At 50.8% G+C, this 24,594-nt stretch carries 24 protein-coding genes; 19 read left to right on the top strand and 5 right to left on the bottom strand.

All coding sequences use genetic code 11. The features are described from left to right. Positions 1-160 precede the first annotated feature (160 nt). Together MHN33_RS08450 and MHN33_RS08445 are read left to right on the top strand one after the other, a co-directional pair. Positions 161-778 (top strand): DsbA family protein, encoded by a 618-nt coding sequence (locus tag MHN33_RS08450; protein WP_239397549.1) that lies wholly within the window; start codon positions 161-163, stop codon positions 776-778. Between the two features lie 31 nt (positions 779-809). Beyond that, a complete protein-coding gene (locus MHN33_RS08445) occupies positions 810-1,283 on the top strand; it encodes a hypothetical protein (RefSeq protein ID WP_239397548.1) in 474 nt (157 codons plus the stop codon). Positions 1,284-1,359: 76 nt separating this feature from the next. Here MHN33_RS08445 and MHN33_RS08440 read toward each other — a convergent pair whose 3' ends face one another. Beyond that, a complete protein-coding gene (locus tag MHN33_RS08440) occupies positions 1,360-2,568 on the bottom strand; it encodes an endonuclease/exonuclease/phosphatase family protein (RefSeq protein WP_239397547.1) in 1,209 nt (402 codons plus the stop codon). 117 nt (positions 2,569-2,685) lie between these two features. Between MHN33_RS08440 and MHN33_RS08435 the strand changes: the two genes are divergently transcribed. Further along, a complete protein-coding gene (locus MHN33_RS08435; protein ID WP_239397546.1) occupies positions 2,686-3,126 on the top strand; it encodes a hypothetical protein in 441 nt (146 codons plus the stop codon). 78 nt (positions 3,127-3,204) lie between these two features. Here the strand turns inward: MHN33_RS08435 and MHN33_RS08430 are convergent, their stop codons facing one another. Next, a complete protein-coding gene (locus tag MHN33_RS08430; protein ID WP_239397545.1) occupies positions 3,205-4,044 on the bottom strand; it encodes an alpha/beta hydrolase in 840 nt (279 codons plus the stop codon). 154 nt (positions 4,045-4,198) lie between these two features. Here MHN33_RS08430 and MHN33_RS08425 point away from each other — a divergent pair, with 154 nt between their 5' ends. From MHN33_RS08425 to MHN33_RS08400, 6 genes are read left to right on the top strand one after another with little or no spacing between them, the layout of a single operon-like run. Then, positions 4,199-5,557 (top strand): DASH family cryptochrome, encoded by a 1,359-nt coding sequence (locus MHN33_RS08425; protein WP_239397544.1) that lies wholly within the window; start codon positions 4,199-4,201, stop codon positions 5,555-5,557. Further along, on the top strand, positions 5,554-7,005 hold the full coding sequence (locus MHN33_RS08420) for a deoxyribodipyrimidine photo-lyase (protein WP_239397543.1): 1,452 nt from the start codon (positions 5,554-5,556) through the stop codon (positions 7,003-7,005). Before MHN33_RS08425 ends, MHN33_RS08420 begins: the two co-directional genes overlap by 4 nt. A 15-nt stretch (positions 7,006-7,020) precedes the next feature. Next, a complete protein-coding gene (locus MHN33_RS08415; protein ID WP_125717458.1) occupies positions 7,021-7,173 on the top strand; it encodes a DUF2256 domain-containing protein in 153 nt (50 codons plus the stop codon). Next, on the top strand, positions 7,166-8,728 hold the full coding sequence (locus MHN33_RS08410; RefSeq protein WP_239397542.1) for a cryptochrome/photolyase family protein: 1,563 nt from the start codon (positions 7,166-7,168) through the stop codon (positions 8,726-8,728). The genes MHN33_RS08415 and MHN33_RS08410 overlap by 8 nt, the downstream gene beginning before the upstream one ends. 31 nt (positions 8,729-8,759) lie before the next feature. Then, complete coding sequence (locus MHN33_RS08405; RefSeq protein ID WP_239397541.1) at positions 8,760-9,410, top strand: flavin reductase; 651 nt, start codon at positions 8,760-8,762, stop codon at positions 9,408-9,410. A 29-nt stretch (positions 9,411-9,439) separates the two neighbouring features. After that, entirely contained in the window at positions 9,440-9,805 is a 366-nt protein-coding gene (locus MHN33_RS08400; RefSeq protein WP_239397540.1) for a hypothetical protein, read from the top strand. A 15-nt stretch (positions 9,806-9,820) separates the two neighbouring features. Here the strand turns inward: MHN33_RS08400 and MHN33_RS08395 are convergent, their stop codons facing one another. The 3 genes from MHN33_RS08395 to MHN33_RS08385 form a co-directional block, all read right to left on the bottom strand. Further along, positions 9,821-10,174, bottom strand: a complete 354-nt coding sequence (locus MHN33_RS08395; RefSeq protein ID WP_239397539.1) for a DUF6768 family protein — start codon at positions 10,172-10,174, stop codon at positions 9,821-9,823. Next, entirely contained in the window at positions 10,171-10,677 is a 507-nt protein-coding gene (locus MHN33_RS08390) for an RNA polymerase sigma factor (protein ID WP_239397538.1), read from the bottom strand. Before MHN33_RS08390 ends, MHN33_RS08395 begins: the two co-directional genes overlap by 4 nt. 63 nt (positions 10,678-10,740) lie before the next feature. After that, positions 10,741-11,634 carry a LysR family transcriptional regulator gene (locus MHN33_RS08385; protein WP_239397537.1) on the bottom strand — a complete coding sequence of 298 codons (894 nt, stop codon included), beginning with the start codon at positions 11,632-11,634 and terminating at the stop codon, positions 10,741-10,743. A gap of 98 nt (positions 11,635-11,732) precedes the next feature. Here MHN33_RS08385 and MHN33_RS08380 point away from each other — a divergent pair, with 98 nt between their 5' ends. From MHN33_RS08380 to MHN33_RS08335, 10 genes are all read left to right on the top strand, one after another. Continuing rightward, positions 11,733-12,719: a zinc-dependent alcohol dehydrogenase family protein gene (locus MHN33_RS08380; RefSeq protein WP_239397536.1), complete on the top strand. Its 987-nt coding sequence runs from the start codon at positions 11,733-11,735 to the stop codon at positions 12,717-12,719. Positions 12,720-12,799: 80 nt separating this feature from the next. Beyond that, complete coding sequence (locus MHN33_RS08375; protein WP_239397535.1) at positions 12,800-13,765, top strand: calcium/sodium antiporter; 966 nt, start codon at positions 12,800-12,802, stop codon at positions 13,763-13,765. Between the two features lie 254 nt (positions 13,766-14,019). Then, positions 14,020-15,357 (top strand): N-succinylarginine dihydrolase, encoded by a 1,338-nt coding sequence (gene astB / locus MHN33_RS08370; protein WP_239397534.1) that lies wholly within the window; start codon positions 14,020-14,022, stop codon positions 15,355-15,357. Positions 15,358-15,469: 112 nt separating this feature from the next. Further along, positions 15,470-15,901, top strand: a complete 432-nt coding sequence (locus MHN33_RS08365; protein WP_239397533.1) for a GNAT family N-acetyltransferase — start codon at positions 15,470-15,472, stop codon at positions 15,899-15,901. 4 nt (positions 15,902-15,905) lie between these two features. Next, positions 15,906-16,232 carry a hypothetical protein gene (locus tag MHN33_RS08360; protein WP_239397532.1) on the top strand — a complete coding sequence of 109 codons (327 nt, stop codon included), beginning with the start codon at positions 15,906-15,908 and terminating at the stop codon, positions 16,230-16,232. Between the two features lie 86 nt (positions 16,233-16,318). Further along, the gene (locus tag MHN33_RS08355) at positions 16,319-17,206 is read left to right on the top strand and encodes an ABC transporter six-transmembrane domain-containing protein (RefSeq protein WP_239397531.1); all 888 of its coding nucleotides are present in this window, start codon (positions 16,319-16,321) and stop codon (positions 17,204-17,206) included. Next, complete coding sequence (locus MHN33_RS08350) at positions 17,196-18,335, top strand: efflux RND transporter periplasmic adaptor subunit (protein ID WP_239397530.1); 1,140 nt, start codon at positions 17,196-17,198, stop codon at positions 18,333-18,335. Before MHN33_RS08355 ends, MHN33_RS08350 begins: the two co-directional genes overlap by 11 nt. Further along, entirely contained in the window at positions 18,332-21,424 is a 3,093-nt protein-coding gene (locus MHN33_RS08345; RefSeq protein ID WP_239397529.1) for an efflux RND transporter permease subunit, read from the top strand. Before MHN33_RS08350 ends, MHN33_RS08345 begins: the two co-directional genes overlap by 4 nt. Positions 21,425-21,478: 54 nt before the next feature. After that, positions 21,479-22,378, top strand: a complete 900-nt coding sequence (locus MHN33_RS08340) for a helix-turn-helix transcriptional regulator (RefSeq protein ID WP_239397528.1) — start codon at positions 21,479-21,481, stop codon at positions 22,376-22,378. A gap of 215 nt (positions 22,379-22,593) precedes the next feature. Then, positions 22,594-24,339: a PAS domain S-box protein gene (locus MHN33_RS08335; protein ID WP_239397527.1), complete on the top strand. Its 1,746-nt coding sequence runs from the start codon at positions 22,594-22,596 to the stop codon at positions 24,337-24,339. Positions 24,340-24,594 lie beyond the last annotated feature (255 nt).

Genomic DNA, 24,594 nt, shown 5'->3' with positions numbered 1-24,594 from the left:
TTCCTAACCCCAAGGCCGACTCCAGTAGGAGGTGGTATGTTGTGTAAGCTCCAGCACTTTGCGATGATTACGTCTGTTATTTATCTGCCACCAAAGGTGCTGGCGGGCTGCTCAAAAGAGGTATAGTGACTATGGTTAAGCGACCTCAAGTGAGAAAGTAATGCAGTTTATCTATGTTATGGACCCTATGTGTGGCTGGTGCTATGGCTTTCAGCCAGAGTTAGAGTTGTTTTTGTCCAACCGTCTTGGGGCCGAGCTTAGTTGGGTTATGGGTGGCCTGGCACCCGACACAACCGAGCCGATGGATCCGGCACTCAGAGACACCATCGCCTCTTACTGGGTGCAAATAGAGCGCAAAACCCAGGTAGCATTTAACCATGACTTTTGGCAGCTCAATACCCCTATACGTGCGACTTACCAGGCTTGCCGGGCCGTGATTGCAGCACAAAGCTTACAAGCACACAGCGCCATGGAAATGGTCAAAGCCATCCAGGCAGCCTATTACTTACAAGCTAAAAATCCATCGCTGGATAAAACCCTGATTGCATGTGCCAGGTCCATTGGGTTAGATGAGATTGCTTTTGAGGCCACGCTTAAGTCAGCTGCAACCGAAACACAATTTCAGCAGCATTTGCAGATAGCCCGTCAGCTGCAGGTAAGTGGCTATCCGGCGTTGTTTTATATTAACGACAAAGACCATGCATATCCCCTTGCTTTGGGGTTTTGTCACGCGGGCGACCTTGAGCAGCGATTAGAGACAATATGCAATGACGCTTGAGCAGTATCTCATTAAGTGGGATGGTAAATCAGTGGCGTATCTAGAGGAGACTTTTGGCGTCTTCAAAGATGATAAAGCACTGAGCAGCACACTCATTATATTACTCGAACAGGTAGCGCTGCAGGCGGGCGCAACCTGGCTGCTTAAACACCATCTGCATGCATCCGGCGCCATTAAGGAAAAGGACGTCTCACTGTTGTTTCGTCGTTTATCCACCATTAAAGATTGGCAGGCAAAATTACATCTGCTCCAGTGCCTGCCTTATTTACCGATAAGCAATAACGACAAGCAAGTGGTTGAGTCTTTTATACGCGCTTGCATATCAGCCGACAATAAGTTTGTCAGGGCCTGGAGCTATCAAGGTTTTTACGAACTCGCCCGTCAGCACTGTGAATATCGCCCGGAAGTTCAGCAACTATTAGCGTGTGCGCTGCAAGACGAAGCGCCTTCGGTCAAGGCCAGGGTTAAACAGCTGACAAAAAAGGCTTCTGACTTTAGCAAATAGGGGAGCCGGTTTTGCTGATGTGGTTTCTCAAAACCGGCTATACAGGCAAAAGCGTTTTGCCTTTTACCTGTTGTACTCACTTATCGCATTGCAAAGCCGGTAGGGTAATATCGACCCAGACCAGACGATGATCGGATGAAGCGGCTCTGTCGGCCACCAACTCTGCGCCCGCTTCATGGCTTGCAGGCCAAAACACGCCGCTGACGGTAACGGCAAGGTCTGCAGAGGGCAGGACATAGTCTGCTCGCATACCCCAGTGCGCGGTGTGTGTAGCGCCATGCTTGTTTTCGGGTTTATTCAGTTGCCCGCCTTGCGACGTCGGTGCCGGGTAATCATTGACGCGAGGGTGTTTAAGTAGCTGATCAATGGCACCCGGATACGCATCACCATCAACCGAGCTGGCATTCAGGTCGCCCAGGATGACAAATGACGTATCAGTAAATCCCCCTGTTTGTCCCTTGTCGTCATACAGGTATTCGTTACCCGTGGCGCTGATATAGTCTTTCCACAACCTCAGCTCATCGTGATTACGTTTTCCGTTTCTGTCTTCCGGACCGTCAAACACCGGCGGTGTCGGGTGGCTGGCCAGTACATTGACTTGCTTGTTACAGATCTGGACCGGGATGTCCCAATGGGATTTTGACGACAAGCGCATGGCGGATACCTCTTTTGCAGAATACCAGCTGCTGCCATCTGGCTGGGTCGGCATCAGGTTACCAGGCATGTCTTTCCATAAAAAGTGCTGAAACGTTCTTACCTGGTCTTGTTTGATGGGATATCTGGACAACAAGACCATGCCATACTGACCCGAATACTTGCCAAACCCATAATGCGTCAGGCGGGTATCATCGCCTGAAAATGGGGTTTTTACACCGGTATTAACCGGTGCCAGATACACATAAGGGTACTCGATGGGGTCAAAGCCATTTTGAGATACTTCAAGGTAATCTCGCTTGAACAGGTTAATGCCTTGCTCCGGGTCTTCTATATAATCAAACTCGTTTAGCAGGATAATATCCGGGCGGGTGCGTTGAATGATCTGGGCAATATTGTTGATCTGGCTGAATTCCCCGCTTTGCAGGGCAAAGGTTAATGCATTACCCGATTGCGCAGTATGCTGAGCCATATCATAGTTAGTGGCTTCCATGCTGACATTAAACGTAGCCACTCTCAGAGTATGATGACTTGTTGGCTGTGAGTCTGAGGAGGCTGTGGTTGAGGTGCTCTGACAGCCAGAATTTAAAACGCCGGCGGCCAGTACTAAAGGTAAGAAAATCGCTTTCATTGTTAACCTGATACAGAGTAATACTGATTCAACTATACCGTTTTTCTGCAAAGAAATGTGTTAATATTTCGTTGTGAGTTTGATTCTAAGTCTAGGTTAAATAAGGAGCTTACCCGTATGAGCCGAGGATATGGCATAGCATTATTGCTACTTGCAACCTGTGCTGCTTTTTTAGTTGCCGCTGCGCACTTGTCGTGTATTTATTTTGGTCCGCAGTGCTATGCGGTCCAGATGGCTCCGCCATTTGTGGTAGAGTCTGCTCGTGCAGGTACGCTATTGGCGCCGTTATTAACCCTGGTTGTATCTGCGATTTTTATCATATTGGGGTGCTATGCGTTATCTGCCGCTCGGTTTATTCGACGATTGCCCTTTTTGCGGGCGGGCATTTATAGCATCTCTGCTGTCTGTATTGTCAGGGGCTTGCTACCCATTCAATTGTTTTTGCGTTATCCGGAAAAAATCAGCGCGCCCGTACTGATGGCCGGTATTGCCTGGCTGGTTGTCGGGCTATGTTACTGGTTTGGTTATCGGGCAGTCAAAAAACATACTATGCATTGAGCTCTGTCAACCGCGACCTGCATTTTGCAATTCGCTCAGGACATCCGGGGCAGGGACCTGAGCGGGTTGGCCTTACCCTCAGAGCTTGGCTTTATTCACCATGGCTTCTATATGTTCAAGTGCAATCCAGGGATCCGTCTCATCAAACAGGTGTGAGGCGTATTTCATGGTGACCGCCTGCGTATTGTTATTGAGCTTGGCCAGTTTCTTTTGTGAGTCGTTCCAGGTCTGTGTGTAGACATCAATATCAGCGTAACTCATTTTAGTTTGTCTGATGGTTACATGAGGGATGCCGCGCGATAACACGGTAACAGGCAGATCTTCTTTAATTTTATAAAGCGCAGAATGGCTGGAGGCCTCGGCAAAGTCCTCAAACGAGTTATGCTCACGCTCCCAGTTGATGATCATTTCCATCGTGTCCCAACCGGGCTTAGACATGTTTGACTTCATGGCGTCGAACCAGGATTCATGAGCTGTGTCTATCAGCACCATGCCTTTAACTTTGTCAGGGTATTTGCTGGCGTAAGCACGGGCGACAAAACCGCCAAAAGAATGTGGTACCAGCACCAGAGACTCGACTTTCAGGTGTTCAACCAGGCCGGCAAGCTCGTCGCGCAGCTCAACCATGGTTCTGACTTTGGGGTTCTCATATTGGCTTTTGCCATAACCGGCGCGGTCGTAAAAGCATAACCGATAACCCTCAGGGTTGGCATTGTGTAAGGTATTTTTATAAGTGGTATGAGCATCAAGCCCCATGCCCGAGACCAGCAATGCGGTGACTTTACCTTGCCCCTGACAGGCATAGGCCAGCTTCTTTCCTCCGATCTCAGTATATTGGTAATTATGGGCATCCTGCGATTGGCCAGCCTGGCCTGCAAATGCAGCGCCCAGCAGCACGACGGTGGCGAGTTTATTCATAGTGCAAGTTCCTGTTGTTTATTATTTGATTCACCGCAGCTAGCTTAGCGCGGTTGTTATTGAACTTTCAATAAAAATTGAAACTTTATTGCTGAACTTTTTCCTTTTCTGGTTCGTAAAAGGTCGCATATATCCGAATTCAACAGGGCTGCGTGTGAAAAAAACACTTTACTGGTTTACTCAAGATCTGAGACTGGATGACAATCTGGCACTGGATTTTGCCGCTCAAAATAGTGATGCGCTGATGTTTGTGTATGTGATCAACCCAAAGTATCGCACTCAGACCAATCATCACTGTAAATTACTTGGCGACAGACAGGCGGCATTCATTGCGGATTCGCTGATGACGCTGGACAGCCAACTCATAGCCCGCGGCCACAAGCTATTGGTACTTGAGGGGGAGCCCAATCACCTGGTGCCGGAATTGGTTGCGAAGCATCAGATAAATCAAGTGATCTGTGCAGAGCCCGTCGGGTTTTATGAACGAGCGATATTGCAGCAGACGCGCCGGGCACTGGGCGCTGTTCCTGTGCATAGCTTTTGGCAGCACACCTTATTCGACCAGGCACAAATTCAGACACTCAACAGTGATTTAGGCAGTTTTACTCCGTTCCGCAAGCGCGTTGAAAAGGCCCCGTTGTCGGTGGTCACGGCGTGCCGTTTTGAGTCAAACATAATGCCGGCTTCACCGATAGCTGACGATAGCGCTTGCGTAGCGCTTGAACAGTGGCAGGCACAACTCCAGTCAAATTTGTCAGAAACCCGCGTACCGCTGGACTTCCCAGCCGGTGAAGAAGCCGCTCAGGCCCATCTTAAAGACTATTTTGAGAGCGGCATGGCACGCAGATATAAAGAGACCCGCAATGAACTGGATGGCTGGCTGAATTCAACCAAAATGAGCCCTTATCTGGCGCTGGGTAATTTGTCACCCCGTCAGATTTGGTGGGCGACAGACACCTTTGAGCGCCAAGTAGAGGCCAATGAGTCGACCTACTGGATCAAGTTTGAGCTGCTGTGGCGTGAATATTTTCAGTGGCTGAGCCTGAAACTCGGAGCAAAGCTTTATCGTTTTCAGGGGCTGGCCCCATCGAAACCTTTAACCACCTTTATGCCCGAGCGCTTTTTGCGCTGGTGCGAGGGCAGCACGCCCGCGCCTTTGGTTAACGCACTGATGAACCAGCTCAACAAAACCGGCTATATGTCAAACCGCGGCAGACAGATTGTTGCCAGTTATTTTGTTCACGAATTGGGGCTGGACTGGCGCTATGGCGCAGCTTATTTCCAGCAACAACTGCTCGATTTTGACGTCGCCTCAAACTGGGGTAACTGGCAGTATATCGCGGGTGTAGGCGTTGATCTCCGCGGTGGTCGTCACTTTAATATTGAAAAGCAGGCACAGTTATACGACCCACAAGGCGTGTTCGTGGCTAAGTGGCGGGGTAAACAGGGCATAACAGCTGTGGATAGTGTGGATGCGGCTGACTGGCCGATGGCTGCTGAGGCTGATGTATGAGTGTGGCGCTGGTCTGGCTTAAGCGCGATTTAAGATTGTCTGATCACGAGCCTTTGTGCCGGGCAGTGGCCAGTGGTCACCCTGTGTTGTTGTTATACTGCTTTGAGCCTATGCTGCTGGAAGACCCGCATTATTCTCCCCGCCATTGGCAGTTTGTTTTACAGTCTTTACAGGATATCAGGCAACGTATTCCGGACGGCGCGTTATGGGTTTCAGACAAACCTGCGCTGGATACGCTGGAGTACATCCACAACACGTGGCAGATATCGGGGTTGTATTCTCATCAGGAGATTGGACTGGCGAACACGTTCGAGCGAGATAAGGCGGTGTCAGCATGGTGTACTACACAGAGGATACATTGGTCAGAGTCCCGCAGTGGTGCAGTGCAACGCGGGCTGAGGCAACGACAGAGTTGGGACAAGCAATGGCAGAAAATCATGCGTTCCATATGCGCGACGCCTGACTTGTCTCAAATAAATTGGTTTAAGTTGCAAGCGAGCGAAGGAAGGCTTGACGAAATCCAGCAGAGGTTTAGTGCCCCTCCTGGCACTTTTCAGCCGGGCGGAGAGTCGCAGGCGCAGCGGGTACTGGACGAGTTTTATCAGGGGCGGGGTAAAAGCTATTCATACAGTCTCTCAAGCCCTTTATTGAGTCAGCAGGCCTGCTCGCGTATGTCCGCCTATCTGGCGTGGGGTAACATCAGTTTGCGTCAGGTGTACCAGAGTGTGCTGGCCCATTGGCAAATGGTTGGCTGGCGCCGCACTCTGGTGGCCTTTTCTTCCAGGCTGCACTGGCACTGTCACTTTATTCAAAAGTTTGAAAGCGAATGCGAGATGCAGTTCAGGCACATTAACCGTGGCTATGAGCAGTTGCCGCGCTGCACCGGCGATGAGGCGCAGCGCAGGTTACACGCCTGGGAAACGGGCAACACCGGGATCCCTATGGTAGATGCCAGCATGAAGTGCCTGATTGAAACAGGCTATATTAACTTTCGTATGCGCGCGATGCTGGTGAGCTTTTTATGTCATCATCTTGAGCTTGACTGGCGCGCTGGGGTCGCGCACCTGGCTCGCCTGTTTCTGGATTTCGAGCCTGGTATTCATTACAGCCAGTTTCAAATGCAGGCAGGCGTGACGGGCATTAACACCATTCGTATTTATAATCCTGTTAAGCAGGGGGAAGAAAAAGACCCGGATGGCGAATTTGTGAAAACCTGGCTGCCTGCGCTCAGAGATATTCCATCGCCGCTGGTCCATCAGCCCTGGGCGCTTTCTCCTATGGAGCAGCTGATGTACGGCATTGAGCCTGGCAAAGACTACCCCGAACCCATTGTTGATTTAAAGCTAAGCTATAAAGCAGCCCAGGAATTGCTGTGGCAGTGGCGTAAGAAACCTCAGGTAAAAAAAGAGGCGCAGCGGATCTTAAAACGACACGTACGGCCAAGTTAAAAGCTGGATGAGAGAATGAAAAAATCACAGTTACCGCAAAAAACTTGCCCAGTCTGCCTGCGACCTTTTTCATGGCGTAAGAAATGGCAACGGGACTGGCCCAATGTTAAGTATTGCTCCAAACGCTGTGCAGGCAACAAGTCAACACAAAGAGAACCTCATGAGTAAGCAACTGAGATTAATCCTGGGCGATCAGCTTAATGCTGGTCACTCCTGGTACAAAGAAAAATCCGACGATGTATTGTATGTGGTGGCCGAGCTGCATCAGGAAGCCAGTTACACACGCCATCATGTTCAAAAGGTGTGCGCGTTTTTCGCTGCAATGCAAGCCTTTGCGCAGGCGCTTGAGTCGGCTGGGCACCGGGTACTTCACCTGACGCTGGATGATACTCAGGATTTTGCCTCTCTCCCTGAACTACTGACGCATCTGTTTAGCGAGCACAACATCAGTCATTTTGCCTATCAACTCCCTGACGAATATCGGCTGCGCACGCAACTGGCAGCGTTTTGTGAGTCGCTTTCAGTCACGTCGAGTGTGTATGACACTGAGCATTTTTATCTCGCCGATGAACAGTTAAGTCGTTATTTCAAGCGCGACAAGCGTCATCGCCTGGAGCACTTTTATCGCAAGATGCGCAGTGAATTTAATGTGTTGATGGTTGATGGTGAGCCGCAGGGTGGGCAGTGGAACTTCGACAGCGATAACCGCAACAAACTTAAAGCGGCGGATCTTGCCGATATCCCCGAGCCACTGGTGTTCGCTAACGATGTTACTGGCATTTTAGCGCGACTGGAACACCACCAGATCAAAACCATAGGTCAGGCAGATAAGCAGTTATTGTGGCCCGTTAATCGGGTTCAGGCAACAGACTTGCTGACGTTTTTTTGCCAACATTGTTTGCCGTCTTTCGGACGATTTCAGGATGCCATGACGGGCAAGCTCATAGATCTGGGTGAAGACCGGGGCTGGAGCTTGTATCACTCCCGCCTGTCTTTTGCGATTAATGCCAAAATACTTAGCCCGAAAATGGTGGTCGATGCGGCCATTGCGGCATTCGAGCAGTCTCATGGGACCATCAGCCTGGCTCAAATTGAAGGCTTTGTCCGTCAGATCATTGGCTGGCGTGAATTTGTGCGGGGGATTTATTGGGCCAATATGCCCCAGTATGCACAGCTCAATCATTTGCAGGCCAAGCGCAGCCTGCCATCCTGGTTCTGGAACGGTGAGACCAAAATGCGCTGTCTCAGTCATGCCATCACCCAATCGCTGACCTATGCCTATGCGCATCATATCCAGCGCCTGATGGTCACAGGCAACTTTTGTCTGGTGGCTGGCATTGCCCCGGATGAGGTGGATGACTGGTATCTGGGCATTTATATCGACGCCATCGAATGGGTTGAAATGCCAAACACCCGGGGCATGAGCCAGTTTGCCGATGGTGGCATTGTTGGCTCTAAGGCCTATGCAGCCAGTGGCAACTACATTAAAAAAATGAGCGACTATTGCGGCGATTGCGCCTACAAGGTGACAGAAACTGTCACTGACTCTGCCTGTCCGCTCAATGCCTTGTACTGGCACTTTATGCAGCAACACCATGCACAGTTTGTCAGTAACCCGCGCACCAAAATGGTATACAGTAACTGGCTGAAAAAGTCAGACGAAGACAAACAAGCCGTGCTCGAACGCGCCAGGCAGGTGCTCGATAATATTGAACAGCTTTAACACTGAAGTGATAAATGAGGAAGGTATACAGATGATCAAACAGCTCAACCGGGAAGACATAGCCAGTATGCAGGAGCGGGAAAGGGCACGGCTGATCAACAGCTTGTCGGGGTTTAAAAGTGCTAACCTGGTCGGTACTCAGGATGCCCAGGGCAACCCGAATCTGGCGATTGTTAGTTCGGTGTTTCATATCGGGGCTAACCCGCCGCTGACAGGCATGATCATTCGCCCCGATACCGTGCCAAGAGATACCCTGAGTAATCTTAAAGCCACAGGTTTTTATACGCTGAATCATGTTAGCTCCGACATCTGGCAGAAAGCACATCAGACATCGGCGCGTTATGCGCCTGGTATCTCTGAATTTGCACAGGTCGGGCTGGACACTCAGCATGAAGCGGGTATTGCCGCGCCTTATGTGGCGCAAAGTCAGCTTAAGTTTGCGCTGGCGTTGCGTGAAGTGCTAAAACTGGAGATCAATGGCACCATTTTGGTCATTGGTGAGGTGATGGACATCCAGCTGCCGCAACAGAGCATCAAGGCCGATGGTTATATCGACATCGAGTCTCTCAACACAGTCGCTATATCCGGGCTCGACAGTTATCATAAAACCCAAAGACTGGGCCGTTTGAGTTATGCAAAGCCTGAACAACCGCCCAGAGCGCTGAGTCTGGATGGCGAATAGGCATCACAAAAAGGAGCATTAAGCGCAAGGTGACAACCGTTTCACATAAGTTATGGCATGCATCCATTGCAGCAACGCTTTTATTAGCCTGTAGCACGGTTCTGGCAGCGCCAAAAATAGAGGTAACATCGCGGGTAAATGGGGTGTATTTGGTATCCGTATCTGATCCCGACGCGCCGGCGACTGAGTTGCTTACATTGTGGCTGAGCGCAGCAAAAGAGTTGTGTGCGGGTACCGCCTATCGCGTTGAGCCTAAAGGTCATCCGGTGGTGCGGGAGAAACGCTGCAGCGACGCTGTGAAGTCAGTCCTGAATGACTTGCAATGCCTTGAGGTAGATGCCAGCGTGTTCGGAAAAGTGATCTGTGAACAAGCCCCGCCTTCAGCATCTCGCTAAAAGCGGGCCCTGCGCTTATTTAATCAATCGCATTGCCAGAGCATTGATCTCCCGGAGTACACTTTGGCGATTCATTTCCATAAAGATCCACAGCTTGGTGGCTATTTGCACCACTAACCCGGCAATAAACCACACCGCCCAAAAGACCTGATCCATCACCGATGTGGCAATATAAAAACGATAACCGCTGTATACAAAACCTAGGGTGATCATCAGGGCGCTGATCGAGGCCAGAATCACCCAAAAGCGGGTATTGCCCTGATATACATTGCCCAGCATAGTGAACAGGCCTTTTTCCTCAGCAAGGATCGGGGCCATCTCGGCTTGCTCTTGTTGTAATGCTTTACTGATCTCTTTGTCTAAATTCATGATGCTAGCTCCTCGTTAACCATGGCACGCAATTGGGATCGTGCGCGGTTTAATCTCGATTTAACGGTGCCCTGGGGGACATCCAGTATGTTGGCGATGTCTCTGAGCGACATCTGCTCTAAGTAAAATAAATACACGCAGTGGCGCTCGTCGTCAGCAAGCTGATTTATCAGTGCCAGAATGCTCAGCGAGGTATCCAGATCCGGTGTCTCGTAGGCGTGTTCCGGTTGACTGTCTTCGAACCGACTTTCGCCTTGCTTTTGACTGATAAAGCGTCGATAGATGGCCCTGAACACCCAGGCGCGAAACGCACTGGGCTCTTTCAGCTGCCCCAGCTTTTTTGCCACACTGGTCCAGATATCATCTGCACAGGCGCGCTGGCCACTGAGTTTCATTGCAAATCGCCAGCTTGGCTGATAAAACGCTTCGCATAAGGTTTCGAACGCACGCCGGTTACCCTGTTGGGCAGACAATACCAGTAATGCGGCCTTTGATGGTTCCATGCTATTCCTTGTGGCTTTTTCTACAAGACGGCGCAGTGACCAAAAAGGTTCACGAACATCACATTATTTTTCCCAGTAAGGGATATCGCCGAAATAGCGGGTCAGGTAATCAATAAAAACCCGTACTTTAGGCGCGAGTAATCGGGAGCTGGGATAAACCAGCCAGATTGCGGTATCAGACTTCAAGGGGTAGGCCGCGAGCACCTCAACTAACTCACCAGAGCGTAATGCCTGATACGCACTCCAGCGCGAATTAATGGTGATCCCAAGGCCAAGCTGACAGGCTTCTCTGATGGCATCGCCGTTGTCTGCACGCAGCTGGCCCTGAACTTTGATGGTCTGGACGCCATCCGGGGTATGAAAAGACCAGTGTTCCAGCCCAGAGAGCGTAATGCAGGCATGATCCCGCAAATCCTCAGGACTTTGCGGGGCTCCTTTAAGGGCCAGATAGTCGGGAGCCGAAGTGAGCAGACGAGTGTCTGTTGCTAACCGCTTGGCGACCAGAGTTGAGTCTTTCAGCGCACTATTTCGGATGGCCAGATCAAACCCGCCTTCAACCAGATCCGCAATGGTGTCGGAGAGTTTCAGGTCGAGCTTAATGTCCGGATAAAGCGCAAAAAAGCCGGGCAAAGCCGGCAGAACGTGCATGCGGCCAAAGGAGGCGGGCATGGTCAGCCTCAGTGTGCCACTGGCTTTGGTGGTGCCTGCGCCGATGGCGGCGCGGGCGGCTTCAATGCCGTTTAATACATCCTCGGCATGGGGCAAAAACGCCTGTCCTTCTTCGGTCAAAGCGACCTTGCGGGTGGTGCGGTGCAGCAGTCTTACGCCCAAGTCGGTTTCAAGCTTATTAATATGACTGCTCGCGACCGCGGCTGACAGCCCCAGATCCTGACCTGCCTGACTGATGTTGTGGGTGGAGGCAATGCGGATAAACAGCTTCAGATGTTCAATGTTCATTATCAACAAAATACATAAAGTGATTATAAAACCAAGTCTATTATCAAAATAATGAAAGGCAAGTATAGTTTTCGTCATCAACACAGGAGAGCACAATTATGAAAGCAATGGTTTTGAATCAATATGGTGATGACGCCGAATTTAGCGCAACTGAGGTTGCTAAACCCAGCGTGAGCACCGGTCATGTGCTGGTGCAAGTTGCAGCCAGCAGTGTTAACACCGTGGATACCATGATCCGTACCATGGGTGAGGCACTGCCCCTGTCACCAGCTTTACCCGCTATTTTGGGGATGGACTTTGCCGGTACCGTGGTTGAGGTCGGCCAAGGCGTAACCGGCTTTGCACCAGGCGATGAAGTTTATGGCTGTGCTGGTGGGCTGGCCGACTTACAAGGTGCGCTGGCGGAATATATGCTGGCCGATGCACGATTGATTGCACGTAAACCGCGCAATCTGAGTATGCGTGAAGCGGCGGCGTTACCCCTGGTTGGGATCACTGCCTATGAAGGGTTACAGCGTGGCGGTATTAGCGCAGGTCAACAGGTGCTAGTGCATGGCGGCTCTGGTGGGGTCGGTCATGTGGCATTGCAGTTAGCTAAGCATTTTGGCGCCCGTGTTTATTCTACCGGCGGCGGTGAAGCTCAGCTGGATTTAATTCAGCGTCTGGGCGCCGAGCCAATCAACTATAAAACCGAGTCGGTTGCCGACTATGTCGCCAGGCACACTGATGGTAAAGGGTTTGATCTGATCTTTGACTCGGTGGGAGGTGCTAATATGGCTAACTCGTTTGAGGCGGCGGCACTCAATGGTCATGTTGCCTCAACGGTCGCTATGGTGGACCTGGATCTGTCGCAGGCGCATTTTAAAGGGCTGTCGCTGCATGTGGTCTTTATGCTGATCCCCATGCTGCATAACCACAAACGTGAAGCGCATCATCACATTCTGAATGCATTGGCCCGCATCGTTGAAGCCGGTGATCTAACACCGGTGCTGGATGAGCAGCGTTTTGCGTTGGCTCAGGCAGGGCAAGCGCATGCGCGTCTGCAAAGTGGTGCGGCAATGGGTAAAGTCGTGATTGATGTTTAGCGCTATTTGTTATTACCTCTGTTAAAGAAAGGAAACAGCGTCTAAAGTATAAGTGCTTAATTGACAAGGACTCATAACTTATGACGCTGGATTTGGGACTCATTTTAGCGGGTATTGCCATGCTGACACTGGGTGGTGAGGCGCTGATCCGCGGTGCGGTGGCCGCAGCGCGGCGGTTGCGCGTATCTCCTTTGCTCAGCGGGCTGGTGATTGTCGGGTTTGGCACTTCAGCGCCGGAATTGGTGGTGTCTGTGGACGCTGCCGCTCAGGCTCAGCCCGATATAGCCATGGGGAATGTGGTTGGCAGTAATATTGGCAATATCTTGTTGATATTAGGCTTATGTGCGCTGATAAGCCCCATGTCGGTACAACCGCTGATCCTGCGGCGTGACGGGGTTATTATGGTGCTGAGCTCTGTACTGCTGGTGGTACTGATAGGTGGTCAGGGGCTTTCGGCTACAGACAGCATTATGCTGTTGGGGGCACTAGTCGGTTATCTGGGCATTGCCTACTGGAGTGAAAAAAACCACAGTTCGCCTGCTTCTGAAATGTATGCTGATGAGGCAAAGGAAATTGAAGTCGTGCCAGATGCTGTCTGGCGTATTATCTTGTTTTTGGTCGCCGGTTTGGCGCTGTTATTACTGGGTTCTCAGGTACTGCTGAAAGGAGCGGTGGGCCTGGCTCAGCATTTTGCTATTTCAGAGGCGGTGATCGGCTTAACCTTAGTGGCGGTGGGCACCTCTTTGCCCGAACTGTCCGTCTCTTTGATTGCCGCAATGCGTCGCCATGCCGATGTTGCCATTGGCAATGTGCTGGGCAGTAATGTCTTTAATATCCTTGGGATCCTCGGTGTTTCTGCTTTACTACAACCACTGCCTGCTCACCCTCGCGTATTGCAGTTTGATTTGTGGGTGCTACTTGCCAGTGCGCTTATTCTATTGTTTTTTCTGTTCACCGGGCGTCGTCTAAGTCGACTGGAAGGCGGCGCGTTGCTTAGCGGCTACATAGCTTATCTTATCCTCAGCTTTAAGGTTTTTGGGAGTTAGTGCATAGCCCATTTGAGGGAGCCAGCTTCTACCTAACAATGGATACGCCATTAGGCAGGCTGACATGGCATAGCTTTTGACTCTGTGACCGGGGAATAATTAAAGCCTTGCGAGCATTAAAAACCTAATGTCATGAAATATATGAAGTTATAGGGGTATAGACAAAATGCAAGGCAGATCATCAACAAAAACAATAACCAATCTGGTGCAATGCATGAGTCCGAAACAGGCTGCTTGCACCAAAAGGGGGCAATATGAACTACTACGAAGTAAATTTTGATGGCTTGGTTGGCCCAACGCACAATTACGCCGGGCTGTCGTATGGTAATGTGGCGTCCAAGTCAAATGCCAATAAAATCTCGAACCCAAAACAGGCTGCACTTCAGGGGCTTGAGAAAATGTGGCACCTGGTTCAGCTGGGTCTGCATCAGGGCGTGGTTGCACCTAATGCCCGACCGGACTTAATCACGCTCAGGGCTTGCGGTTTCACGGGCTCAGACAGTGCGGTGATCAGCAAAGCGGCAAAAGCCCAGCCTCAGCTGCTTAAGGCGTGTTATTCCGCCTCATCCATGTGGACCGCGAATGCCGCGACTGTGTCGCCTAGTTGTGATTCAGCCGACGGCAGATTGCATATCACACCAGCCAACCTGAATAACAAGCTGCACCGGGCCATTGAAGCGCCTCAGACCAGCCAGATCCTCAAGGCCATGTTCAGTGATCCTGACTTTTTTAGTCATCATGATGCACTGCCACAGCACCCATTGTATGGCGACGAGGGCGCGGCAAACTACACGCGTCTGGCGGACAGCTACGGCCATCAGGGTCTGGCGTTGTTTGTTTATGGCGAAGACGCTCATACTCAGGTTAAGCCGCAATTATTCCCTGCACGCCAAACGCGCCAGGCATCAGAAGCGGTTGCGCGTAGCCACCAGCTGGACCCGCAGCATACTTTATTTATTCAGCAAAACCCTGAAGTAATAGATCAGGGCGTGTTTCATAATGACGTGATTGCCATTGGTAATGAAAATGTCTTTTTATTCCACGAGCAGGCGTTTTATCAGCAGCAAAGCGTGATTGAGCAGATCAAAGCGGGCTATCAGGGCGACCGGCCGCTTCACCTGATTGAGGTAAAAAATGCCGATATCAGCGTCGAGGACGCGGTTAAGAGTTACGTGTTTAACAGCCAGCTGGTCAGCCTGCCGTCTGGTGGTATGGCCGTGATTGCGCCGGGAGAATGTCAGATGGTAGGCAAAGTGGAGCAGTATTTATCTGCATTGTGCCAGGCCAGCAACCCGGTAAGCGAAGTGATCTATATGGATCTTAAACAAAGCATGCAAAATGGTGGCGGACCGGCCTGCCTGCGTCTGCGAGTTACTTTGTCCGAGCAAGAGCTCAGTGCTGTGAACCCGGCATGTTTACTGGACGAGGGTTTGTATCATCGCCTGCGTGACTGGATAAACCAGCACTATCGCGACAGGTTGAGTGAGGCCGATCTGGCCGACCCATGTTTAATGACTGAAAGTCAGCATGCACTGGATGCGCTCATGACTATCCTGAATTTAGGGTCGGTTTACCCGTTTCAGCAGGCGTAGACAGCATTGTCTGAAACAAATTTCATTCGCGGGCTTGCCAGAGTTAAGGGTTAACAGGTTTAATGGTCTTGATAATAACAAACAAGACCATACACCACTTCGAAGGAATATTATGCCTGCCTATACCATCAGCACCGATCCGACACGGCTTAATTTTGACGTAATTTACAACTATATCTCTGGCTCCTACTGGGCAAAAGATATTCCCCGTGAAATCATGGCCAGGGCAATCGACAACTCACTGTGTTTTGGCGTGTACTGCGAAGCGACAGAGCTGGTGGGGTTCGCCCGGGTGATCACCGACAAGGCTACGTTTGCTTACCTTGCTGATGTGTTTATTCTTGAGCAGCACAGAGGCCAGGGTTTAAGTAAGCAGCTGGTGGACGCGGTGATTAACCACCCTGAATTACAAGGTCTGCGCCGAATGATGCTCGCAACCAAGGACGCACACGGCTTATATGCCCAGTTTGGCTTTGCAGCTGTGGAAGACCCAAGTATCCTGATGCAAGTTTGTAAACCAGATATTTATCAAGCCAAGGAGTGACCTTATGGAACTAGGTCAGTGCGAATGCGGTGCGTTTATTTTCCTGATTGGGGAGTCTATGTATGACATCTCGACCGGTATTTGCAGGCGGTGTGGGGAAATATCCGACAGGCAATATTTGGTAAATTGCAGCGACTTTCGGTGGCTTCAAAAAGGCCAGATCACTACCTGGAAATACCGTAGCTTCTGCGCTCAGTGTGGGACCGATGTACCCCGAGCGCAAGCAAATAATGTGATCGAAGTGCCTGCTCGGATGCTCAAAAAGGGCACCTCAGAGGAAGAAATCATTGCTTTACATAAACGTTATGCAGAGCGAATCAAAAAACGTTAGAAAGTGTAAAGCGCAATCTGGGACACTTTTTTAGTGCCGCGCTCTGTCACACTGGCCGTCAGTTTGTAGTACTCGCGGAGCCGGTTGTGAACCTCCATAATTCAATTTCTTTTGGTGCGATTATTCGCACCAGCCCAGTTAAAATTCTGCTCACCTGGACAATGGTGATCTTAGAAAATATCTTACTGATTTTATTGCCTTTATTTATTGGTTATGCCATCGACGGCGTACTTGAACGTGCAATGGCTCCGCTAACCTGGTTTGCCTGCGTCCTGTTGGCCCTCGTTGTAGTCAGTGTGCTCAGGCGCTTTTATGATACTCGTGTATTTGGCGCCCTGCGGGTGCGGCTGGCTGAAATGCTGGCCTTTAAACTGCGCGCTGCTCCCGTATCGGTGAAAGATGCGCGCCTGACGATGTCACGGGAGCTGGTCGATTTTCTCGAAAATGATCTGCCGGGGGTGTTTACCGCTGTTATTCAGCTAATTGCCACTGTGGCGATCCTGGCCGCTTTTCATATCTACCTGGCGTTCAGTGTAGTCTTTGCCGCCGGTTTAATGTGTTTAATTTATGGTCTGTTTCATGACCGTTTCACCCACTTAAACAGCAAATTGAATGATCAACTGGAGCAACAGGTGTGGGTGCTGAGCCATCGACCACTGGTTGCCGTGAGTGCGCATTTTGAGCGCCTTAAGCGCTGTGAGATCCGCCTGTCAGATACCGAAGCCTGGGTGTATGGCCTGATTTTTTTGGTGCTGTTCATTGCGGTACTGAGCAATTTATGGATGGTCCAGCTGATCCCTGATATCAGTGTCGGTCAGGTGTTTTCCATCGTGACCTACTCACTGGAATTTGTCGACACTGCCATCATGTTGCCAATCACGTTACAGACGCTGTCCCGCTTAAGTGAAATTAGTAAACGACTGAATCAGCCTGTTGATTCGGTGACGAACCAGGAGGTTATCCATGATGTTTAAATCCCGAAAACCGGCCATCGTTGCCGCAACTTCCTTGCTGCTGGCGCTTGTGACCGTCGTATTAATGACGCCATCTGAATCACCAATAGAGGTCGAGGAGGTAAAACCGCCGGCTGTTTCGGTATTGACGGTGCAGCGCAGCGAGCTTAATCCAAAGTTAACAATACAGGCCAACACGCAGGCCCGCTGGCCGTTGCAACTCAAAGCAACCAGCAGTGCCAGATTAGACTATTTAGGTGCGGACATGGAGCCGGGTAATCACATTAAAAAAGGTCAGGTGCTGGCGCGGCTTAACACCCGTTTACTTGAATCTCAGCTTGCCCAGGCCCAGAGCACATTGAAACAGGCTGAGCTCAACTTGCAACAGCAGCTGCATGAGCAGCAAGTGGCTAAAACCATGCGCCCGGGTGCCAGTTCGGCCTTTGCCAGAATGGAGCCGCATGCGGCCGCTGCACGCTCTGAGCTGGCACGTGCACAACAGAATGTAGAAAGTGCCCGTCAGCTACTGGACGATACCATTATTGTCGCGCCCTTTGATGCCGTTATCACGCAGCGGCTGATCAGCCCGGGTGAATGGCTGGAGGCAGGGCAAACGCTGTTTGAGGTGGTGGCCAGTGACAGCATTGACGTGCATGTGCCCTTGTCGCAGCGAGACTGGAACAAAGTAGGCACTGCGCTGGGTGAACAACCAATCACAGTCGTTAGCAGAACAGGCGAAAAATGGCCCGCATTCGTTCGTTATTTATCACCTCAGGTGAATGCAATGACCCGTCAGCGCACACTGGTGCTGGCAGTGTCTGATCCTTATCAGCATGCAACCCGGCTGCTGCCAAATCAACAGGTAGCCGTACATTTTGAGCTTGTTGCGCACAGAGGCCTCTATAAACTGCCACTGAGTGCGGTCGACCCGGACCATACAATCTGGATAGTGACCGAGGCGCAGCAATTGCGTCAGGTCCCGGTGCAGGTGGTTGAAGTCCAGGGAGACAAAGTGATCGCCTCGCTTAAAGTTGAGCAGCCCGATACCTTGCAGCTGGTGCGCTATCCGCTGCGCTCCATGATGGCCGGTAAACGCGTCAGCGTTCAGCCAGATACGGTGCAGGTAGCGGATAACCAGGGGGCGCTATGAGCTGGCTAAGCAAATGGTTTATTGATAACCCGGTGGCTGCCAACCTGCTGATGGCGATGATTATTGCTGGTGGTTTGCTGGCGTTTGGTCAGCTCAGGGTAGAGTCTTTTCCGCAGATTGCTCCATCGAGCATCAGTATTCACGTTGCCTATCCCGGAGGGACTGCCAGGCAGATAGATGAAAGTATTACCCAGCGCATTGAGGAGTCTGTCAGCTCAATTGCCGGTATCAAACAAATTACCAGCCAGTCTCAGGCGGGGTTGTCGAGTGTTACCGTGCGCAAAAAGCCCGATGCCGATCTGGGTAAGCTACTGGAAGAAGTGCGTAATCAGGTTAATGCGATCAGCCACTTTCCGGTGCAGGCTGAAAAACCCATCGTCACGCGCGATGAATTTACGAATCTTGCGGCTTTTGTGATTGTCTCGGCGCCGCGCAGCGATGACGCATTGCAGCAGGTTGCCAGGCGGGTGGAGCTGGCCCTGAAAACGCATCCGGATATTTCTAAAGTCAGTAACTGGGGCGCACGGGAACCCAGACTATTTATCGAGCCCAGGCCTGAAGCCTTGCAGCGTTATGGTATGACGATAGAGCAACTGGCCAACATCATGACTCAAATGTCACTTGAAACCCGCAGCGGTCAGTTGCAACACGAGGGCGGCCATATCACTTTGCGTGGCGACGGTTATTTAAGTGCGCTGGGTGAGTTGCAAACGCTGCCGGTGATCCAGGGGCCGTCGGGTGAAGTGACCTTAGCCGAAATTGCAACAGTGCGACGTGGCTATGAGCAAAGTGACGCCATTGTGCGAAACAATGGCATGCCGGGCATTGCACTGATGGTGAGCACCAGTCAAAGCGATAATCTGCTGGACGTCAGCGCGGCTATTCGCGATACCCTGGCAAAGCTCAGGCCTTTGCTTGCAGAAGACATTGAGCTGACGACCATGGCAGATATGGCGCCTTACATCAAAGAGCAGCTGCAACGACTCGGCACCAGTGCCTGGCAGGGGTTGCTGATAGTGATTTTGCTGTTGGGGGTATTTTTAAATCTCAGGCTGGCATTTTGGGTGGCTGCCGGGATCCCGGTTGCCATTTGTGGCACTTTATATGGCATGCAGCTGCTTGATTACAGCCTCAACGACATCACTTTGTTTGGTTTTATTCTGGTGCTGGGCATTTTAGTCGATGATGCCGTGGTGGTGGGTGAAGCCATCGATGAGCATCAAACCAGTAATGCAAACTACAAACAGGCGGCATACACCGGGGTAGAGTCTGTGACAGTTGCCACCGTGTTTGGTGTGCTGACCAGTATTGCGGCGTTTTCGCCCATGTTGTGGATCAATAACGACTTGGCCAAGTTGTTTGCGGGGTTTTCGGCGGTGGTTATTCTGGCACTGTGTTTTTCGCTGGTTGAAAGTAAATTTATTCTGCCGTCCCACCTGGCCGCAATGTCAAAAAAAGGAGCACGAAGCGGCATAATTGCGACAATCCAGAATAAGGCGCGCTGGGCGTTAACTCAGTTCATTCAGCGTGTTTATAAACCTTTACTGCAATTGAGCCTGAATCATAAGCGATCAACCCTGGTGATGTTTGTGTCGGCCTTTGTATTGGCATATGGATTGTGGCTTGGTGGCGCAATTCGCAGTACTTTGTTCCCGGAAATTCCGGGGCGCTATGTGACCGCCAAAGTGACGCTGGAAGAGGGCGCGCCATTAGGTTTGCAGGCGCGTGCCTTAAGCCAGCTTGAGCTGAGTGCACAAAAGACTAACCAGGCCTTGCAAGCTGAATATGGTCTGAGCACGGCACCGATGAACAATGTCCTGGCCTGGTCTAACGGCCATGGCGACATTGAGGTGACTGCCGAGCTCACATCCGAGGCCTTAAATGTCTTACCGGCAAATACACTCAGTGATGCCTGGCGTGCGCAAACCGGCTTGATAGAAGGCAGCTATGCACAGCACTTTAGTGCCGCCGAGCCTCCGGCGGGCGGGACATTTTTGGCGATTTCAGCCGCTGATGCGCAGCAGGCCAAGCAGGTGAGTGCCAGACTTAGCAGCAAGCTGGCAGGATTGCCTGGGGTTGAAGATGTGCGCGACGATCATCAGGCTGAACAGCGGCAAATTCGCGTCAGGCTGAATGCATTTGGTCGTCAGCTGGGGCTGACTCAGGCACACCTGGCGCAGCTGGTTGCCAATGCCCTGGGTGAGCGCGAAGTTCACCGATTGCTCTATCAGGCCCGGGAGCTAAAAGTCGTGCTGCGTTTCGCCCCGCACGCTGTGCGTACTGAACATGAATTGCTCGACATGCGGGTTATGCTCAATGACGGGCAGAGCGTGGCGCTTGGGGATGTGGCCGAGCTGAATGACGAATATGAACCTCAGACACTGCAACGGCGGGAGCGCGCGCGAGTGATCAACCTCTATTGGTCTCAGGATCGCACCGCAGGGTCGCCGGAGCAAACTCTGGCACTCCTGGCAAGGGAGATTGAGCAATTAAATGCCCTGTATCCGGACGTCAGCATTAAGCCGGCTGGTGAGTATGAAGAAATCGAAGAGGTCAGCAAAGGCTTTAAAGGGGCGCTTATTCTGACCCTGATGCTGATATACGTGTTGCTGGCGATCCCGTTAAAGTCCTACTGGCAGCCGCTGATCATCATGGCCGTGATCCCATTTGGCTTTGCCGGTGCCATTTTTGGCCATGCCGTGATGGACTTACCGGTCAGTTTATTGTCGCTGTTTGGCATGATGGCCATGACGGGGATTGTGGTGAATGATGCGCTGGTGTTGATGACCCGGTTTAACAGTGAATACCGCAAAGGCACTGAGCCCGGACACGCTTTATTAGTTGCAGGGACCGCCCGCTTCAGGGCGATTTTTCTGACCACAGTGACGACAGTGTGTGGTTTATTGCCGCTGTTATTCGGTACATCGGAGCAGGTACAGTACCTCAAACCCGCGGCGGTCTCGCTGGTGTTTGGTGAGCTGTTTGCGACTCTGATCACCTTGTTTTTAATTCCTGTATTGCTGGGGGCTTTTTACCGTAAAGCAAAACCCATAACTGTGTCGCAGCAGGAGGCTGTTACAGCAGGTTGACTTGGGGCACCGCCTGGGCGATATTTGTCGCCCAGGATTCAGCTGTGAGCCCCTATGTCTGAAAAACAAGATCCCGCGTTTAATCTGGTGCCAGAGATTGCTTTGCTTGCGCCTTTACCCGAGCACATGCGCAATCGCTTTGAGCAGGCGTTATTGCTGATGCACGACCAGCTTGAAGCAGGCTTAAGCTGGCAGCAAATAGCTAAAAAAAGCGCCATTTCTGCGTTTCATTTTCATCGTCAGTTTAGCAAGCTGTTCAATGAAACCCCCGGGCGCTACCTTAGTCGCATACGGCTGCAACATGCGGTGTATTATCTGCTCTATCACGATCCCTTGTCTGTCACTGACATTGCGCAATTGTGCGGATTTGCCTCGTCACAAGCATTGGCTAAGGCCCTTAAACGTGAACTGGGGCTTACCGCTAAAGCGGTGCGTTTAATGGGTCAACAGGCAACCCCGGCGCAAACCACTGTGCTGCTCGACAAGCTGGCACATCCGGGTAAGGCTGGTTCACTGGAGAAGCAACTGGCGGAAGCATTGCCGTGCACGCTTGAACAAATAGAAGCGCGTTACATCAAATTGATCTCCAGTGAGAGCGCTGACTGGGAGCAAATTTTAGATCAGTATGGTGAAAAGTCCGTGGGTTTACTGGGGGTCACGCATGTTTCGGAACTGGAGAAAAGCTGGTCAGTTATTAACACTCAGATAGGAAAAGTGGTGGGCCGAACTGAGGCTCATGAGCTGATCATTCAGGGAGGCCGGTATTTTTGTTGTCGTGCGTATCTACTGTCGGATGTGGCCTACAGTCAGGTGCTCAGCACCCTGTTTGATAAAGCGCAAGCCGCCGGGCACGAGATAGATCCTCAGGGTTACTTTATTGAGTCGATTGAAGACATAGATACAGAACACTACGGCGGGATCACCATGCAGTTCCAGATCCCTATTCTCTCCTAGCTAAACATTTCAGGAGCCATAATGGCAGCTTGTCTGTATATTCGTTTGCCCTGTTTTACTGACGAAATAGCGCATTATTTAAGTGTGTTTGTAATTGACACTTTTCAATAACTCGGTCTACGTTTAATTAACTGCAGTGTAATGCAGGTATGTTTATCTGCATGGTGCATTCATGTGATAGCGGCGTGCTTTCACCTTTGCTCAGAGGTTAATTGATGATCCAGTCACTCTTTTTTGGAAAGTCGGATAATACACGTGCGATCCTTGATCAGGCGATTGATGCCGTGATCAGTATCGACACCAAAAACAATGTTACTTATATGAATGCGGCAGCTGAAAAACTGTTTGGTTACGGTAAAACACAAGTGCTCGGAAAAAACGTTAAAATGCTGGTGCCGCGCGAATTTGCGACCAACCATGATCAGTATGTTAATGCTAATCGTAATGGCGGGCCAGATAAGATCGTTGGTACGGCCCGGGATATTCAGATTGAAACCCGCAGCGGCGATAAAAAGTGGTGCAGCCTGTCATTGTCTAAGGTGCGCCAGTCTGATGGCATTCATTATACTGCATTTATCAAAGACATTACGGTGCAAAAAGAAGCTCAGGAGCGCATTGACCAGACCCTGGAGCAATGTATTGATGCCGTTGTATCTATTGACCACAACAACATAGTGACGTTTTTTAATCCCGCAGCGGAGCGATTGTGGGGCTATCAGCGTGAAGAGGTGATAGGCCACAACGTTAAAATGCTGGTGCCCAAAGTCATTCAGGGCAACCATGATGAAATGGTCAATCGCAATCGCAGGACCGGCGAAGACAAAATCGTCGGTACGTCCCGGGATGTGGAAATTGAACGCAGCGATGGTCAGGTGCTGTGGGCCAATCTGTCGTTGTCGAAAGTAAACGTGGCCGGGAAAATTGCCTACACGGCATTTGTGAAAGATATTACGGAAGAAAAAGCGCAGCGCGACCAGATAGCATTACTTTCACTGGTCGCTAATGAAACCGATAACTCAGTGATCATTACAGACGCAGTCGGTCTCATCGAATACGTTAATCCTGGTTTTACAAAGCTCTCCGGCTTTGAACAACATGAAGTGCTGGGGAAAAAGCCCGGACATGTCTTACAGGGCAAACATACGTCGTCAGATACCAAAAAGCGCATCAGAAAAAACCTGGAACAGCGAACGCCGTTTTATGAGGAGATTCTGAATTATACCAAAGAGGGCGAGCCCTATTGGATTAGCCTGGCCATTAACCCGGTTTTTGACGAGCGGGGAAACCTGATACGCTTTGTTTCCATTCAGGCGAATGTAGACAGCACTAAGCGTGTGGCACTGGAAAATGACGTGCGTCTTAAAGCCATAGGTGAAGCGAATATTGTGCTGGAGTTTGACCCTCTGGGAGAGCTGACGTTGATTAACCCAATGGGTCTCAGTGCGCTCGGTGCCACCGATAAACACGCCGTACAAAAAATGCTCAAGACTTTATCGAGTTACCTGAGTGACGAACAATGGCAGTCGATCCGCACCGGCCAGTTTGTAAAAACCCAGCTAGCCTTGCCGAAGGGCTTGAGTGAAGTGCAGATAGATGCGGCAATTTCCCCTGTATTAGATGAAGATGGTAAGCTGAATAAAATTCTGCTTTACGGCACGGATGTGTCTGAGCGTAATGCAGTACTGACTGAAACGCATCATGCAATGGCACAGGTACTGTCAAAGATCAGCACGATTATCAACACCATAAATAGTATCTCCGATCAGACCAATTTACTCGCGCTTAACGCGGCCATAGAGTCGGCGAGAGCGGGTGATGCGGGCAGAGGGTTTGCAGTGGTTGCGGATGAAGTCAGGAGTCTGGCGATGCGCACCACGGAATCGGCTGGAGAAATTGGTGGCCTGATTGATGAAACACGCCAGCATGTTGATCAGCTTAGCAGCTATATACAGGCAAAGTGAAGCGCTAGCCATTTCGCGACCTGGCGCTAGCGTTAACCACTTTCGCTGGGTCGTTACAATGATCAAAGCGGTGTTTTATGTCTGAGTACGGGCAGAGCATACCGTATGAAACTGATTTAACATTTGTATTTTTTATCAATCTGCGGATTACTATTACTCTGAAGCAAAGGGTTTTGACATACCTGGCATCTCAAAGGGCTCGCCCGACGCTCTCACCCTAACATTAATTCACCATGTGCATCTGTCAGAGAGCAG

Origin of the sequence: Pseudoalteromonas sp. OOF1S-7 (assembly GCF_022347765.1) — a bacterium.
Lineage (GTDB): Bacteria > Pseudomonadota > Gammaproteobacteria > Enterobacterales > Alteromonadaceae > Pseudoalteromonas.
This window is presented reverse-complemented; position numbering and strand designations above follow the sequence as displayed.

Bases quoted from the DNA above. Each gene is read 5' to 3' on its own strand.
- MHN33_RS08435 (WP_239397546.1), top strand. From the start codon at position 2,686: ATGAGCCGAGGATATGGCATAGCATTATTGCTACTTGCAACCTGTGCT.
- MHN33_RS08365 (WP_239397533.1), top strand. From the start codon at position 15,470: ATGCCTGCCTATACCATCAGCACCGATCCGACACGGCTTAATTTTGAC.
- MHN33_RS08440 (WP_239397547.1), bottom strand. From the start codon at position 2,568: ATGAAAGCGATTTTCTTACCTTTAGTACTGGCCGCCGGCGTTTTAAAT.
- MHN33_RS08385 (WP_239397537.1), bottom strand. From the start codon at position 11,634: ATGAACATTGAACATCTGAAGCTGTTTATCCGCATTGCCTCCACCCAC.
- MHN33_RS08405 (WP_239397541.1), top strand. From the start codon at position 8,760: ATGATCAAACAGCTCAACCGGGAAGACATAGCCAGTATGCAGGAGCGG.
- MHN33_RS08395 (WP_239397539.1), bottom strand. From the start codon at position 10,174: ATGAATTTAGACAAAGAGATCAGTAAAGCATTACAACAAGAGCAAGCC.
- MHN33_RS08335 (WP_239397527.1), top strand. From the start codon at position 22,594: ATGATCCAGTCACTCTTTTTTGGAAAGTCGGATAATACACGTGCGATC.
- MHN33_RS08360 (WP_239397532.1), top strand. From the start codon at position 15,906: ATGGAACTAGGTCAGTGCGAATGCGGTGCGTTTATTTTCCTGATTGGG.
- MHN33_RS08375 (WP_239397535.1), top strand. From the start codon at position 12,800: ATGACGCTGGATTTGGGACTCATTTTAGCGGGTATTGCCATGCTGACA.
- MHN33_RS08430 (WP_239397545.1), bottom strand. From the start codon at position 4,044: ATGAATAAACTCGCCACCGTCGTGCTGCTGGGCGCTGCATTTGCAGGC.
- MHN33_RS08420 (WP_239397543.1), top strand. From the start codon at position 5,554: ATGAGTGTGGCGCTGGTCTGGCTTAAGCGCGATTTAAGATTGTCTGAT.
- MHN33_RS08390 (WP_239397538.1), bottom strand. From the start codon at position 10,677: ATGGAACCATCAAAGGCCGCATTACTGGTATTGTCTGCCCAACAGGGT.
- astB (WP_239397534.1), top strand. From the start codon at position 14,020: ATGAACTACTACGAAGTAAATTTTGATGGCTTGGTTGGCCCAACGCAC.
- MHN33_RS08415 (WP_125717458.1), top strand. From the start codon at position 7,021: ATGAAAAAATCACAGTTACCGCAAAAAACTTGCCCAGTCTGCCTGCGA.
- MHN33_RS08350 (WP_239397530.1), top strand. From the start codon at position 17,196: ATGATGTTTAAATCCCGAAAACCGGCCATCGTTGCCGCAACTTCCTTG.
- MHN33_RS08410 (WP_239397542.1), top strand. From the start codon at position 7,166: ATGAGTAAGCAACTGAGATTAATCCTGGGCGATCAGCTTAATGCTGGT.
- MHN33_RS08450 (WP_239397549.1), top strand. From the start codon at position 161: ATGCAGTTTATCTATGTTATGGACCCTATGTGTGGCTGGTGCTATGGC.
- MHN33_RS08340 (WP_239397528.1), top strand. From the start codon at position 21,479: ATGTCTGAAAAACAAGATCCCGCGTTTAATCTGGTGCCAGAGATTGCT.
- MHN33_RS08345 (WP_239397529.1), top strand. From the start codon at position 18,332: ATGAGCTGGCTAAGCAAATGGTTTATTGATAACCCGGTGGCTGCCAAC.
- MHN33_RS08380 (WP_239397536.1), top strand. From the start codon at position 11,733: ATGAAAGCAATGGTTTTGAATCAATATGGTGATGACGCCGAATTTAGC.